Here is a 14,943-nt window from a genome sequence, read left to right as displayed (position 1 = left end):
TGATTAATTTGAATCATCGGAAAACCTGTGCAGGGATAACAGAATAAAATGTTGAACTCTCTCTCACTTGTTGGACGATGCTATGGCTTAACTTGATTTAAGTCAATAGATATTTTTACGTCTAGACGTCTAAACTCTTTGGTGAATTAGGTAGTGATGAAAAAAATAAAGCGTGTAATAATCATCATATCTGGCGTGATATGAGAGAGTTATTTTGGCTAAACCTGCAGTGTTTTTAGATCGCGATGGCGTGATCAACGTTGATCATGGCTATGTTCATGATGAGCATGATTTTGAGTTTATTGATGGTGTATTTGAAGCCACTAAGAAGTTTCAAGACATGGGGTATTTGCTGGTTTTGGTGACCAACCAATCAGGTATCGCTCGTGGGAAATTTAGTGAAGAGCGCTTTTTATCTTTAACGCAATGGATGGACTGGAATTTTGCCGATCACGGTGTCGAGTTTGATGGTATTTATTACTGCCCGCACCATGCAGAGCACGGTGAAGGTAAGTATAAAGAAGAGTGTGATTGCCGCAAACCCAAGCCTGGTATGTTTATCTCCGCACGGGACTTTCTTGATATCGATATGGAAAAATCCGTGATGATAGGCGATAAAGCTGAAGATATTATGGCTGCACAAGCCGCAGGTGTTGGTACTCGTGTGTTAGTGCGTACCGGTAAACCCGTTACTGAGCAAGGTGAATTACTCGCCACCGTGGTACTTGATAGTATTCGCGATGTCCCTGCTTTTCTTGCACCGTAAAAATTCCCCCCTTTGTGGAAGGCAATATGAATAAATCATTTCTTTTTGTTGGATTCAGTGTTGGTTTTTTAGCAGCATGCTCACCACATTACGCGAACGATTCGCGCGTTGAAAGTGAGAACCTGTTCCAGCATTATCAATGCCGTTCTGGTGAGCATTTTGATGTTGCGTATATTGAGCAACAGTCAACCGTTCTCCGTATTGCCGATCGCGAATATACATTAATACAAATTCCAGCCGCCTCTGGCGCAAAGTATGTGATCGACGATAGCGAGCAAACTCAGCCTCAAACCGTGCTTTTACATACGAAAGGCGATGAGGCTTTGCTCGAAGTGGGATCAACGACTTATCAAGGCTGTACCACTCAATAATTCATTTAAGATAAGCGCATGCTATCTTCCATTTTTATTTACGCTATAGGTTCGCATGAGCAGAAAACTGACTATCTTGGATATTGCAAAACTGTCTGGTGTTGGTAAATCGACGGTTTCTCGTGTATTGACGAACGACCCAAAAGTGAAGCCTGAAACACGAGCAAAAGTGGAACGCGTTATCCAAGATTCTGGGTATGTGCCACTGAAATCGGCTCAGTTAATGCGTGGTGGCAGTGAAAAAGTGATTGGCGTGATTATCTCACGCCTTGAGTCACCGTCTGAAAACCGCGCCGTGGGGCGAATGCTACAGGTGTTGTATCAAAATGGGTACGATGTGGTGATTATGGAAAGCCAGTTTGATCGCACTAAAACGAACGAGCACCTTGAGGTTTTACATAAGCGTAATGTGGATGGTGTAATTGTATTTGGTTTTACCGATCTCGATATCACACAACTCAACCTATGGGCATCGCGAGCGGTTGTGATTGCGATGGATGCCGATAAAGTCTCATCGATTAACTATGACAATTATGGTGTTATTCAAGGCGCGCTTGCTCATTTGACTTCGAAAAATCGAGTTCATATTTCCTACATTGGGGTCGATCCTAGCGATAAAACGACAGGTAAATTACGTTTAGATTCGTACTTAGATTGGTGCAAACAAAGTGGATGCACTCCCAATTATCGCACTGGACGTTTGCATCATGAAAGTGCCTACCAACTGGTTGATGAAGTGCTAAATGATCAGACTCAAGCTATCGTGTGCGCCAGTGACACTCTGGCACTTGGCGTGATTAAACGTCTCCAAGAATTGGGCCGAGATGATATCGCCGTCACTGGTGTGGGGGGTAATGAGCTGCTCTCTTTTCTTTTCCCTAATATTTACAGTATTGATCTGGCTATGCTCAAGCGGGAGAAAAAGCAGCTAATTTATTGATTTTACAGCTTAATAATGAAATGAACCCTGCACACATCACTCAACAACCGCTAACAAGCTAACTCCTTATTTCTTAAAGTGAATTACAATTAGTCTGTGATCTTATTCAATTAATGGGATTGTTCCCATTTTTACCTTTTATTATTTATGTCAATATTGCACTTGTAGGTGGGAATGTTCCCATTAAAAAGAAAAAACAGACAGTATTCCAATATAGGGTGGGCAAAAGTATGGCCAAGATAGCGAAGCAAGACGTGATACGTCTTATCGAGCTGGTAGGTGGTAAAGAGAACATCGCCAGTGTGAGTCACTGTTTGACTCGTTTACGCTTTGTTTTAAATGATACCGACAAGGCGGATAAAAAAGGACTAGAACAGCTGAGCATGGTTAAAGGGTGTTTTACCAATGCTGGGCAGTTTCAAGTTGTGATTGGTACTGAGGTGGACGAAGTTTACGCCATCTTAATCGGGCTTTCAGGCAAAGAAGCCGTTTCTAAAGATGAAGCGAAGAAAGCCGCTCGCCAAAACATGAACTTTTTAGAACGTGGCATTTCGCATCTTGCGGAAATCTTTGTTCCTTTGCTGCCAGCGATCATCACTGGCGGTTTAATCCTCGGTTTTCGTAATGTCATTGGCGACATTCGTATGTTCGATGGCAAAACCTTGGTTGAAATTAGCCAATTTTGGGCCACGGTTCATTCTTTCTTATGGTTAATTGGCGAGGCTATTTTCTTCTTCCTACCGGTTGGTGTTTGTTGGTCAACGGTGAAAAAGTTGGGTGGAACACCGATACTAGGTATTACTTTGGGTGTGACTCTGGTTTCGCCTCAATTAATGAATGCTTATCTGATCGGTAAGCAGATGCCCGAAGTGTGGGATTTTGGCTTGTTTGTGATAGAGAAAGTCGGCTATCAAGCTCAGGTTATTCCTGCGATGTTGGCGGGTGTTGCTCTGGCGTTTATTGAGACAAACTTAAAGCGCATCATCCCTTCTTATCTTTACCTCGTTGTTGTGCCGTTTATCTCTATCATATTGTCCGTTATTTTGGCCCACGCTTTAATTGGTCCATTTGGTCGCGTATTGGGCGATGGCGTCGCATTTGCGGCTAAAGCTGCAATGACTGGTGATTTTGCGGTTATCGGTTCAATGGTGTTCGGTTTCTTGTATGCGCCACTGGTCATTACCGGGATTCACCACACCACCAACGCGGTGGATCTGCAGTTGATGCAAGAAATGGGTGGTACGCCAATTTGGCCACTGATTGCACTGTCAAATATTGCTCAAGCGTCTGCGGTCGTCGGTATCATCTTTATCAGTAAAAAACACGGTGAGCGAGACATCTCTGTTCCTGCGGCTATTTCGGCTTATTTGGGTGTGACAGAGCCAGCGATGTATGGTGTCAACTTAAAGTACAAGTTCCCAATGCTAAGCGCCATGATTGGTAGTGCTATTGCAGCCGCAATTTGTGGTAGTGCAGGGGTGATGGCGAATGGCATCGGTGTGGGTGGTTTACCAGGTATTCTTTCGATTCAACCACAATACTGGGGTATTTACGGCATCGCGATGCTGGTGGCGATGGCCGTCCCAATTCTGCTTACTCTGTTTTTATACAAACGAGCTCAAGCTAAAGGCGAGCTAGAGCCAGCAAGTGCATAACCTTTCATTCGAGTGGTGAGTTTTCACCACTCATTTTCATTTTGGTAAGTGAGTTGTCAATATGGTTATAACCAAGAGTGATAGTCAGTGGTGGAAAACTGCGACCATCTATCAGATTTATCCCAAAAGTTTTTGTGATAGCGGCAATAAAGGAACGGGAGATATCAAAGGGATCATCTCTAAACTGGATTACTTGCACTGCTTGGGAATTGATGCCATTTGGCTGACACCCATTTATTCATCTCCGATGGTTGATAACGGTTATGACATTTCGGATTATTACAGTGTCAATCCTCAATTCGGTAGCATGCAAGATTTTGATGAACTGCTGACTCAAGCTCATCAAAGAGGTATCCGTATTATTATGGATATTGTGGTTAACCACACCTCAACCGAGCACGCTTGGTTTCAGTCGGCGTTGGGTGATAAATCAAGCCCGTATCGTGACTATTATATTTGGCAAGACCCGATTAATGGTCAGGCTCCAAATAATTGGCAGTCAAAGTTTGGTGGTAGTGCATGGGCGTTAGATGACGCAACAGGGCAATATTATCTGCACCTATTTGCCAAAGAGCAGGCGGATCTAAATTGGGAAAATCCTCAAGTTCGTGAGGAAGTGAAGCAAGTGATTCGTTTTTGGGCCGAAAAAGGGGTGGATGGTTTTCGTCTCGATGTGATCAATTTAATCTCAAAAGCGCAGGATTTCAGTGATGATCACCAAGGTGATGGACGCCGTTTTTATACCGATGGCCCGCGCGTGCATGAATTTTTACAAGAGATCAGCCAAGCTGTTTTTCAACAATACGGCAGCGTCACTGTGGGGGAAATGTCCTCAACAACGCTTGAACATTGCCAACAATATTCACGCTTGGACGGCAAAGAGCTGTCGATGGTGTTTAACTTCCACCATTTAAAAGTGGATTATCCGAACGGTGAAAAATGGACGAAAGCGCCATTTGATTTCTTGCAATTGAAGCAGATTTTCAACCATTGGCAAACGGGTTTAAATGGTAAAGGGTGGGGAGCACTTTTTTGGTGTAACCATGATCAACCTCGTATCGTGAGCCGTTTAGGGGATGATCAACGTTATCGCGTTGAGTCGGCAAAAATGTTGGCCGCATCGATTCATATGATGCAAGGCACGCCTTATGTTTATCAAGGTGAAGAAATTGGCATGACCAATCCCGGCTACACCGCTATTGAACAGTACCGAGATGTGGAAAGTACTAACATTTACGACATCATGGTGAACCAGCAAGGGGTAAGTCATGAAGCCATGATGGTCATTCTTGCACAAAAATCCCGTGATAATTCTCGCACGCCAATGCAATGGAATGCAGAGCGCTTTGCTGGTTTTAGCCAAGGTCAGCCTTGGCTAGACATTGCCGAAAACTATCAAGAATTGAATGCGCAACGGGCGTTAGCTGATGAGCAATCGGTGTTCTATTTCTATCGAGAGTTGATAGCGCTGCGCAAAAAAATCGGTGTAATTACCGATGGTGATTACACCGATTTACTACCCGATCATAAAGAGATTTTTGCCTACCAGCGACGCAACGCGAAACAGGTGCTGATCTGTATCAATAACTATTATGGCGTTGATACTGAATGCGTGCTGCCAAAAGAGTTACCGATTGAGAAAGCAAAATACCTGTTAGGCAACTATACAGATATAAAACCACTCAAAGTTTTGGAACATCAAGTGCTTCGTCCGTATGAAACACGCGTAATTTTGTTCGATTTAGTATCCTGATTGAGTCCTACCCCTATAGATTCAGTCATTTTTCAGCCCCGAATTTTCGGGGCTTTTTTATCGACTCTATTTATGAGTCACGGCCCAATGGTACTTTCTTCGTACTCTTATTGATTCAACGCAGTAGGCTCTGCTGTTGATGATTTGTTTAATGTTTTAACAACACCACAACTTTGTTGCTTGGTCACAATTAGTCACACAAAGATGAAACACAATCCGCTATAGTTTGCGTTCTTAGCAAACGGATGTGAAATACAATGAACAGTACTCTCTCCCCCTCTTATCGAGTGGTTCTCGTTGAAGACGATTTAGAACTCTCGGAACTGATCAAAGACTTTCTCAACCACTATGAGTTTTGTGTCTCAACGGTTGCGGATGGGATTCAAGCCGTTGATCGGATTTTGGATGAGCAACCTGATTTAGTCATTCTGGATATTATGCTACCAGGGCAAAGTGGTATGGATGTCTGCCGCGCTATCCGAGATCAATACCACGGTATGATCTTAATGCAAACGGCGTTGGACGACGATATTGATCAGGTGATGGGGCTGGAATTGGGTGCCGATGACTATGTTGTTAAGCAGGTTAAGCCCCGTTTGTTGCTGTCACGTATTCGAGCTTTACTTCGAAGGCAAGCAAGAGGAAGTCAAAGTGACAAATATGAATTGTGCATAGGTAACTTGTGGATGAATTTACAGCATCGAGCGGTATTACTTGAGCAGCAGCCCATAAAACTCACGACCAGCGAGTTTGAGCTTTTGTATCTACTCGCCCAACATGTCGGCACCATTGTCACGAGAGATGATATCGCTCAGCATGTGCGTGGTTTTGAATATGATGGTTTAGATCGCTCAATTGATCGTCGTATATCACGCTTGCGGCGTGCGCTCGGAGATGATCCTAATGAACCTAAGTTGATAAAAACGGTTCGAGGTAAAGGATATCAGCTCTGCGCTGTATCGGAAGGGAAGTGGTCATGATTCGATCTTTTTGGGTACTCTGGGTAGCTGTGTTTCTGCCGATCTTATTACTCAGTATTCCCACGCAATTTAATCCGATCCCATATCTTAGCCGCAGTATCTCTGAAGAGTTTTATAAGCCTGTCTATCAGAGTAACTTTACGTTTCTATCTGAAAAATTGCGTCAAGCGCCTCAAGCTGAGTGGACAACGATTATTGACGGCTATGCTAAGCATTTCAGTTACCCACTTCGATTAGAGGCATTAGACAGCTACCACTCCTCCCCAGAAGTTTATCAAGCGTTGCAAAAAGGCGAGATCATTTTCCAAGATGGTGATCCTATGGCACTTTTGCAAAGAGTGCTGAACAGTGACAAAGTGCTCTATTTCGCGATCAATGAACCGAGAGAACTCGCTGCGCTTAACCAGTCCAGAGGCACATTATACCTCGCGGTAGAAGATCTCCGTAGCCAACCTCGTACTCAATGGCAAACCAGTATTGCTGAGCAAAATAGCCGAATACCTTTAGAGTTGAGTCTATTGCAAGAGCAAGATTTGTCACCCATCGAGCGAAGTAAATTGTTGGCTGATAAAGAGCAGATGACCAGTTATATCAATCAACAAGGCAGCATGATTTTATTGGCTGCGGTGGATGAGAATACGTGGTTACGCGTCGAGGACAATATTTCCTACCAAACCCAATTAAAGCTCACCACGGCTATCGGTGGTTTCTTTTTTTTAGCCATTTCTGTGGCCTTAGTTATGTGGATTTATCCTTTATGGCGAGATCTGAAACGTCTGGTAAAAACGGCGAATGAATTTGGTCAAGGAGTATTATCTCGTAGAGCGACGACATCTCGGCTGTCCGTGGTCTCTCAGCTCAGTCATTCTTTTAATAATATGGCAAATAACATCGAAAAGCTGATTGCCAGCCAAAGAACCTTAACCAACGCCGTGGCGCATGATTTACGAACACCGCTCTACCGTTTACGCTTTGCATTTGAAATGCTTGAGGATGAAGACATTGCCTTAAGCCAGAAAGAAAAATACCGCCAAGTGATTCACTCCAGTATTGAAGATCTCGATCATTTGATTAACCAGACACTTGTTTTGTCGCGCTATAACCGTATCACAGATATTCGCCATTTTTCTTATTGCCACTTTGCCGACAATTTGGTTGCAGAAGCGGAGCATTTCCAGCTTGAAAACCCGCAACTCACATTGCGTGTCAGCGTGTTGGATTCGTTGCGACAGCAAACGATATTTGTCGATAATCGAGCTTTATTGCGGGCCGTTAAAAACTTGCTGAGTAATGCCGCGCGATTTGCGCAGCAAGAGATCCATCTCTCGTTGAACGAATCTGATGGGCAACTTTTTTTGGTGGTCGAAGACGATGGCCCCGGTATTGCGCCAGATGATATTGAACGTATTTTTGAGCCCTTTACTCAAGTGAATAATCAAGAGCGTAATAGTGAAAAAGGCCATGGTCTTGGGCTGGCGATTGTTAAACAGATCACTCGTTGGCATCAAGGCAAGGTTAGAGTAAAAGTAAATGGTTCAGCATTAGGGGGCGCATGTTTTGAACTGCAATGGCCAAAGCAGATTTCTTTACCTAATGTGACCAAACTGGATACAAATGGTCAATAAACTGCTGACGATTTATTTATATTGAGAATGCTACCTTGAATGGGTCGGTGAATCAGACCGCTCACAAGGAGTAAGCATGAATACCAAATTATTAGCGCTGTTTTTAAGCGGCGTATTTTTCTCATCTACCAGTGCCACTAAACCGATGGAATGGATCTCAGCCTTCAGCGATGGGGTTCGCTTAAATGACCAGCTCAGCCAAACCAATACGCAATCGAATGTGATGATGGATTACGCGCAACAAGATGCTGCATTGTATTTGGACGGTAGTGAAGTCGCCTTTCTTTCCACCAGTACCAGTTACCTCTTCTAATGCTTAACCACAGGAAAATATTATGTTTAAGTTAAACCAGTTGTTCGTGATCTTGAGTGTGCTCGCACTTATTGTGGGATGTAAAGCCGATGATTTGAAAGATGCGGATAAGCTGACTAAGCCTACGGTTAATGCTGGTGCTGATCAGATGTTAATACTGCCAGTAAATAGTATTACGTTGAGCGGAACGGCGAAATCTGAGTTATCAATATATGAAATTAAAACGAAGTCTTGGCGTCAAGTTTCTGGGCCTCAATCGCTTACTTTGATCAATGCAGATTCTCTGAAAGCAACGGCGTTTTATCCTACGATTGCTGGCACGTATATTTTTGAATTATCAGTCAAAGACAGTGGTGGAAGAAGCAATAGTGACCAAATGCAGGTGATCATTCAGGCGGCCGCGCAAAGCATGCAGCGAGCCTATATGCAGCAGGTTGATATCGTTGCTTGGCAGTATGCTGATAGGAACCAAGGCATGCTGATCTTTAGTGATTTAGATTCGGTTTCTTTAACCGAAGTGGACACTCAATTAGAGCATGCGCTGACCTCACTCAATAGCGCTGCTGAGTTTGAGCTACATTTTGCCGCCAATGCTGGGGGAAATATACAAACGGCTTTGTTGTTATTAAATGCCCTTTCTGCTCAAGGAGTTCCGATTTGTTTAAGTGAAAGTTCATCTTGCCACTCTTTGGAACAAGGGTTTTTATTGCAGACTGAACTGCCAGAGAGTATCAATTGCAGTGATGCACAAAGCTGTGTTACCGCTCTACTTCAGTATATTGAGGGTTAACTAGACTACTTAGTGACGTCAGTTTATAGAGCTATGATGTAAAGAAACGAAAAAGCCAGCTCGAAAGCTGGCTTTTTATCGTTCTCAATCGAGAGAATATGGTGGAGGGGGACGGATTCGAACCATCGAAGGCGGAGCCGGCAGATTTACAGTCTGCTCCCTTTGGCCACTCGGGAACCCCTCCGGGTGTTTTCCTATTCTAAAAATAGGCTTGAATGATGTTTTCCCAACGTATCAATCAAGGTTTCTCTTGCGAGAGAATATGGTGGAGGGGGACGGATTCGAACCATCGAAGGCGGAGCCGGCAGATTTACAGTCTGCTCCCTTTGGCCACTCGGGAACCCCTCCAGAGGGTTTTCATACAATGTGATTTATAGTGTTTATAACGACACTATTGGCTCACAGTATGCTTAAACAACGTTTTCCCAACGCATTGCTCAAGTGCGGAGCGCATGATAGCAAACTCGCTCTCTCTGTAAAGCCTTTTTCTTATGATTTTGAATTGAATGCTGCCTTTTTGGGCAAAGGGGGGAGGAATGGATAGTTTTGCTCTATTTACACCCTTCCCAGTTGAAGCCCAGCGGTGTTGGCTACGTTCGCTCACCCCAATCACATAGTTTATCTATGCTCATGGGGATGAACTTACTTGCCGCCTACCTGCAACTTCAAGTTGTTTGGGTATAGCCTGTGTGTGACGCCTAAAAAGCAGCCGGAGGAGGCTAAGTTATGACGCACGTTACAGATATTTAATAAGATTTACACTCCTTGACGTTCGAGCGTCGTATAAGCAGTTACAATTCAATCAGTCTATTTATTGTTGAATAAAAACTATGAAAAACACGTCTATTCTTTCGTTAATGATGGTTACCTTGCTTACCACACCGTTAAGTGCGTTCGCTGCGCAAGCACCACAAGCCGTTGCGGTGGTCGCAGAGCGTGTGGCAACTCATCAAGTGTCTCAGTCTCTTTCACTGATTGGTAAATTAGAAGCTGAACGAGCAGTGGAGATCTCATCTGAAGTTTCGGGAAAGGTCAGCCATATTGCGATTAAAGCCAATCAAGAGGTCAAGAAAGGTCAGCTCTTAATTCAGCTTAATGATGATAAAGCCAAAGCCGCACTTTCAGAGGCTCAAGCCTATTTGAACGATGAACAGCGTAAGTTGAAAGAGTTTGAACGTTTGGTCAAACGGAATGCCATTACCCAAACGGAAATCGATGCGCAAAAAGCGAGTGTTGATATTGCTCAAGCACGTTTAGATGCAGCAAACGCAAATTTAAACGATCTGCGCATTAGCGCGCCATTTAATGGCACCGTTGGTTTTATTGATTTTAGTTTGGGCAAAATGGTCAGTGCAGGGACGGAATTGCTGACTTTAGATGACCTATCGGTGATGCAACTCGATATCCAAGTGCCAGAGCGTTACCTTTCGTTAATCAGTAAAGGTATGACGGTGACGGCGAAGAGTAATGCTTGGGCAAAAAACGAGTTTACCGGCAAAGTTGTGGGTATTGATTCACGCATTAACCGTGAAACCTTGAATTTGCGTGTCCGTATTCATTTCGATAACCAAGATGGCAAGCTAAAACCCGGAATGTTGCTTTCTACTAAGTTGAATTTCTCAGCGATTGAAGCGCCCATTATCCCTGTTCAAGCACTCGAATATTCAGGCACTAAACGCTATGTCTATGTGATTGATAGCAATAATAAAGTAATACGCACGGAAGTTTGGCTTGGCGCGCGGATCGACAATCAAGTGGTGATTGATAAAGGTTTAGCCATTGGCGATAAGATTGTGGTGCAAGGTATCGTGAATATGAGAAACGGCATTGTCGTTACTGAAGTCAATGTGGATGGCTCACCGATACAAAAGGATGACAAATAATGTGGTTATCCGATGTTTCAGTGAAGCGCCCTGTGGCGGCGGTGGTATTAAGCTTACTGTTGTGCGTTTTTGGTCTAGTGTCATTTTCTAAGCTTTCGGTCCGGGAAATGCCCGATATTGAAAGCCCGGTGGTTTCAATCAGTACTCGCTATGCAGGGGCTTCAGCTACCATCATTGAAAACCAAATCACTTCTGTATTGGAAGATCAACTGGCAGGCATTAGCGGGATTGATGAAATTGAATCCACCACGCGCAATGGCATGTCACGGATTACCGTTACATTTGAACTGGGTTACGATCTCAATACTGGTGTGAGCGATATCCGCGACGCCGTTGCGAGAGCGCAGCGCTCATTACCGGATGAAGCAGATGATCCAACCGTATTCAAAAATAATGGCTCTGGTGAAGCTTCTTTGTACATTAATCTCAGTTCTTCAGAGATGGATCGAACCCAACTGACCGATTATATCGAACGAGCTTTGATTGACCGTTTTAGTTTAATCTCTGGCGTCAGTTCTGTGGATGTGTCTGGTGGTCTTTATAAGGTGATGTATGTCAAGCTCAAGCCGAATCTGATGGCTGGGCGTGGTGTCACGACTTCTGATATATCAAGTGCATTGCGCAGTGAAAATATTGAAAGCCCGGGCGGGGAAGTGCGTAACGATTCGACAGTAATGTCGGTGCGTACCGACCGAGCGTACAAAACGGCTCAAGATTTTGACTATCTGGTGGTTAAGCGCGCAAGTGACAATTCGCCGATTTACTTAAAAGATGTCGCGGATGTCTTCATCGGCGCTGAGAACGAAAACTCAACCTTCAAAAGCGACGGTGTGGTTAATGTGAGCATGGGCATTGTTCCACAGTCAGATGCTAACCCCTTGGATGTGGCGCAGCGTGTCCATCAAGAAGTCGATAATATTCAGCAGTTTCTACCCAAAGGAACGCGCTTGGCCATTGACTACGACTCGACCGTCTTTATTGATCGCTCAATTTCGGAAGTGTATAGCACACTGTTTATCACGGGTGGTTTAGTGATTTTGGTACTGTACATTTTTATCGGCCAAGTTCGGGCAACGCTAATCCCAGCCGTTACTGTGCCAGTATCATTGATCTCTTCTTTTATTGCCGCTTACTATTTCGGATTCTCCATTAACCTTATCACCTTGATGGCGCTGATTCTTTCCATCGGTTTGGTTGTTGATGACGCGATTGTGGTGGTGGAAAATATATTTCATCACATAGAACAGGGAGAGAAGCCACTGCTGGCGGCTTATAAAGGGACGCGCGAAGTCGGCTTTGCCGTGATTGCCACCACATTGGTATTAGTGATGGTCTTTTTACCGATCTCTTTTATGGACGGCATGGTCGGCCTGTTGTTCACCGAGTTCTCTGTACTTTTGGCCATGTCGGTTCTCTTTTCATCGCTAATAGCGTTAACTTTAACACCCGTTCTCGGTAGTAAGATTTTAAAGGTCAATGTCAAACCAAACCGTTTTAATCGTTTTGTTGATCGTGTTTTTGGCCGTTTAGAAGCGGGTTACAAATCCTCTTTACGTTTTGCTATCAGTTGGAAATGGGCTGCACCGCTCGTCATCCTTGCATGCGTTGGTGGCAGTTATTTTCTGATGCAGAAAGTGCCTTCTCAGCTTACGCCTTCAGAAGATCGCGGCGTTATTTTTGCCTTTGTGCGCGGAGCGGATGCGACCAGTTATAACCGGATGTCGGCCAATATGGATCTTGTTGAGCAGCGGTTAATGCCCTTGGTTGGCAAAGGTTTTCTCAAGTCGTTTAGTATTCAATCGCCTGCGTTCGGTGGGCAAGCGGGTGATCAGACGGGTTTTGTTATCATGATTTTGGATGACTGGAACGAACGAAGCATCACCGCTCAACAAGCATTAGGGCAGGTAAAAAAAGCGCTAACGGGAATTCCCGATGTACGAGTTATGCCCTTTATGCCCGGCTTTCGTGGTGGCTCTAACGAGCCTGTTCAGTTTGTGTTAGGTGGGTCAGACTATCCTGAACTCAAAAAATGGGCTGAATTGTTAAAAACGGAAGCTGAAAATTCCCCCTTTATGGAAGGTGCTGACACCAATTATTCCGAAAAGACACCTGAACTGGTGGTGACGATTGATAGGCAGCGTGCCGCGGAATTGGGGATCAGTGTCGCGGATATTTCAGATACGTTAGAAGTGATGCTCGGCGGGAAGAGTGAAACCAGCTTTGTTGAGCGTGGCGAAGAGTATGATGTTTATCTCCGTGGGGACGAAAATAGCTTCAATAACGCCTCCGATTTAAGCCAGATTTACATGAGAACCGCATCCGGTGAGCTTGTTACACTGGATGCACTTGCGAAAGTGGAAGAAGTGGCATCATCAATCCGCTTGTCTCATTACAATAAGCAAAAGGCGATCACGGTTACTGCAAATTTATCGGCTGGTTACACGTTGGGCGAAGCGCTTGATTTTCTAGATCAAAAAGCCATTGAAACGCTACCTAGTGATATTTCCATTAGTTACTCAGGTGAGTCAAAAGATTTTAAAGAAAACCAATCGAGCGTAGCCATTGTATTTGCGTTAGCGCTGCTTGTCGCTTATTTGGTACTAGCCGCCCAATTTGAAAGTTTTATCAACCCGTTAGTAGTGATGTTGACGGTGCCGATGGGTGTGTTTGGCGGCTTTCTTGGTCTATCAATTATGGGACAAGGTATCAACATCTATAGCCAGATTGGGATGATTATGCTGATCGGTATGGTGACCAAAAATGGCATTTTGATCGTTGAATTTGCCAACCAGCTGCGTGACCGAGGGGTTGAGTTTGAAAAAGCAATTATTGATGCTTCAGCAAGGCGTTTACGGCCAATCATGATGACCGCCTTTACTACTTTAGCAGGTTCCATCCCATTAATTATCTCGACAGGAGCAGGCTATGAAAGCCGAGTTGCGGTGGGTACGGTGATTTTCTTCGGTATGGGTTTTGCCACTTTAGTCACTCTGTTTGTTATCCCTGCTATGTATCGTTTGGTCTCGGCATCAACACGCTCTCCAGGTCATGTTGAAGCTGAACTTAATCAAGAACTGCTGCATGATGTTAAAACCAGAAGTGTTCACTGATTAACGTATCAAGAGCCTGCGCCCTGCAGGCTCTTCTTTGTTCACCGTTCACACCTATTCCATTCACCGTTATCTATGCTCATTAGATGAAATCACATGCGGCCGGCTTATCACATCAAGTTATTTGTACATACAAGCGAGATATCAAATGGTTAATGCCATTTTCGATAATCCATCAAAATAGCCAGTTCATTTTTCCTATTTAAATCTTAGGTATTAATTATAGATAGACTCAATTTTGAGACACCCATTGCAATGCGCCTTGCGATACTCTATCCACCTCTTTAATACAGAGACAAAATGAAGTGAATGCATCAGTAATGGCCATGGAAAATAAAAAACTCTCTATCCTCATCGTATGCATGGGAAATATATGCCGTTCACCGCTTTCTGAAGCTGTTTTGAGCCAAAAAGCGCAACAGCATGGAATTAATTTATTTGTTGAAAGCGCTGGTACTGTGAATTATCAAGTGGGCCGAAAACCAGATCCCAAAGCAATATCTGTCGCTGAGCAGCGTGGCTATTCAATGTCAAATTTAAGAGCAAGGCAGGTTTGTTCTGAGGATTTCGAAAAATTTGATCTTATTTTTGCCTTAGATAAAGCCAACTTAGCGGATCTGATTGACATTTGTCCTGCTAAACATAAAGAGAAACTTTCACTGTTTCTATCGCATAGTCACATCGGTGTCACGGAAGTCCCTGATCCTTACAAAGGAAATATTCATATGTTTGAACGGGTTTTGGAACTGATAGAGAG

11 protein-coding genes, 2 tRNA genes and 1 pseudogene are annotated in these 14,943 nt (G+C 44.0%); 12 read left to right on the top strand and 2 right to left on the bottom strand.

Annotated features, from left to right (window positions below):
* Positions 1–214: 214 nt before the first annotated feature.
* From gmhB to AACT21_RS15485, 9 genes and pseudogenes are all read left to right on the top strand, one after another.
* Positions 215–766, top strand: a complete 552-nt coding sequence (gene gmhB / locus AACT21_RS15525) for a D-glycero-beta-D-manno-heptose 1,7-bisphosphate 7-phosphatase (protein WP_094164535.1) — start codon at positions 215–217, stop codon at positions 764–766.
* Between the two features lie 26 nt (positions 767–792).
* The gene (locus AACT21_RS15520) at positions 793–1,137 is read left to right on the top strand and encodes an MliC family protein (protein WP_094164534.1); all 345 of its coding nucleotides are present in this window, start codon (positions 793–795) and stop codon (positions 1,135–1,137) included.
* Positions 1,138–1,192: 55 nt separating this feature from the next.
* Positions 1,193–2,139 (top strand): annotated as a pseudogene (treR, locus tag AACT21_RS15515) (trehalose operon repressor TreR).
* A 168-nt stretch (positions 2,140–2,307) separates the two neighbouring features.
* The gene (gene treB, locus AACT21_RS15510) at positions 2,308–3,732 is read left to right on the top strand and encodes a PTS trehalose transporter subunit IIBC (RefSeq protein ID WP_026027679.1); all 1,425 of its coding nucleotides are present in this window, start codon (positions 2,308–2,310) and stop codon (positions 3,730–3,732) included.
* A 61-nt stretch (positions 3,733–3,793) separates the two neighbouring features.
* A complete protein-coding gene (gene treC / locus AACT21_RS15505) occupies positions 3,794–5,485 on the top strand; it encodes an alpha,alpha-phosphotrehalase (protein WP_094164533.1) in 1,692 nt (563 codons plus the stop codon).
* A gap of 257 nt (positions 5,486–5,742) precedes the next feature.
* Positions 5,743–6,465, top strand: a complete 723-nt coding sequence (locus AACT21_RS15500) for a winged helix-turn-helix domain-containing protein (protein WP_094164532.1) — start codon at positions 5,743–5,745, stop codon at positions 6,463–6,465.
* Positions 6,456–8,090: an ATP-binding protein gene (locus tag AACT21_RS15495; protein WP_094164531.1), complete on the top strand. Its 1,635-nt coding sequence runs from the start codon at positions 6,456–6,458 to the stop codon at positions 8,088–8,090. Before AACT21_RS15500 ends, AACT21_RS15495 begins: the two co-directional genes overlap by 10 nt.
* Before the next feature lie 76 nt (positions 8,091–8,166).
* Entirely contained in the window at positions 8,167–8,403 is a 237-nt protein-coding gene (locus AACT21_RS15490; protein WP_094164530.1) for a hypothetical protein, read from the top strand.
* 22 nt (positions 8,404–8,425) lie between these two features.
* Positions 8,426–9,193 carry a PKD domain-containing protein gene (locus tag AACT21_RS15485; protein WP_017047989.1) on the top strand — a complete coding sequence of 256 codons (768 nt, stop codon included), beginning with the start codon at positions 8,426–8,428 and terminating at the stop codon, positions 9,191–9,193.
* A 99-nt stretch (positions 9,194–9,292) separates the two neighbouring features.
* Here AACT21_RS15485 and AACT21_RS15480 read toward each other — a convergent pair.
* Positions 9,293–9,377 (bottom strand) — tRNA-Tyr (locus AACT21_RS15480).
* Between the two features lie 79 nt (positions 9,378–9,456).
* Positions 9,457–9,541: transfer RNA gene (locus AACT21_RS15475), tRNA-Tyr, on the bottom strand.
* Between the two features lie 482 nt (positions 9,542–10,023).
* On the opposite strand from AACT21_RS15475, the gene AACT21_RS15470 reads away from it, so the two are divergent.
* The 3 genes from AACT21_RS15470 to AACT21_RS15460 all read left to right on the top strand — a co-directional run.
* A complete protein-coding gene (locus AACT21_RS15470; protein ID WP_017045457.1) occupies positions 10,024–11,076 on the top strand; it encodes an efflux RND transporter periplasmic adaptor subunit in 1,053 nt (350 codons plus the stop codon).
* Complete coding sequence (gene vexH / locus AACT21_RS15465) at positions 11,076–14,186, top strand: vibriobactin export RND transporter permease subunit VexH (protein ID WP_094164529.1); 3,111 nt, start codon at positions 11,076–11,078, stop codon at positions 14,184–14,186. Before AACT21_RS15470 ends, vexH begins: the two co-directional genes overlap by 1 nt.
* A gap of 305 nt (positions 14,187–14,491) precedes the next feature.
* Positions 14,492–14,943 (top strand): low molecular weight protein-tyrosine-phosphatase (locus AACT21_RS15460; protein ID WP_094164536.1); only part of this gene is annotated, 452 nt, incomplete at its 3' end.

The sequence above is a fragment of the Vibrio sp. V08_P9A1T1 genome (assembly GCF_963874405.1).
Lineage (GTDB): Bacteria > Pseudomonadota > Gammaproteobacteria > Enterobacterales > Vibrionaceae > Vibrio > Vibrio anguillarum.
This window is presented reverse-complemented; position numbering and strand designations above follow the sequence as displayed.

Bases quoted from the DNA above. Each gene is read 5' to 3' on its own strand.
- AACT21_RS15520 (WP_094164534.1), top strand. From the start codon at position 793: ATGAATAAATCATTTCTTTTTGTTGGATTCAGTGTTGGTTTTTTAGCA.
- treB (WP_026027679.1), top strand. From the start codon at position 2,308: ATGGCCAAGATAGCGAAGCAAGACGTGATACGTCTTATCGAGCTGGTA.
- treC (WP_094164533.1), top strand. From the start codon at position 3,794: ATGGTTATAACCAAGAGTGATAGTCAGTGGTGGAAAACTGCGACCATC.
- AACT21_RS15500 (WP_094164532.1), top strand. From the start codon at position 5,743: ATGAACAGTACTCTCTCCCCCTCTTATCGAGTGGTTCTCGTTGAAGAC.
- AACT21_RS15490 (WP_094164530.1), top strand. From the start codon at position 8,167: ATGAATACCAAATTATTAGCGCTGTTTTTAAGCGGCGTATTTTTCTCA.
- AACT21_RS15485 (WP_017047989.1), top strand. From the start codon at position 8,426: ATGTTTAAGTTAAACCAGTTGTTCGTGATCTTGAGTGTGCTCGCACTT.
- AACT21_RS15470 (WP_017045457.1), top strand. From the start codon at position 10,024: ATGAAAAACACGTCTATTCTTTCGTTAATGATGGTTACCTTGCTTACC.
- vexH (WP_094164529.1), top strand. From the start codon at position 11,076: ATGTGGTTATCCGATGTTTCAGTGAAGCGCCCTGTGGCGGCGGTGGTA.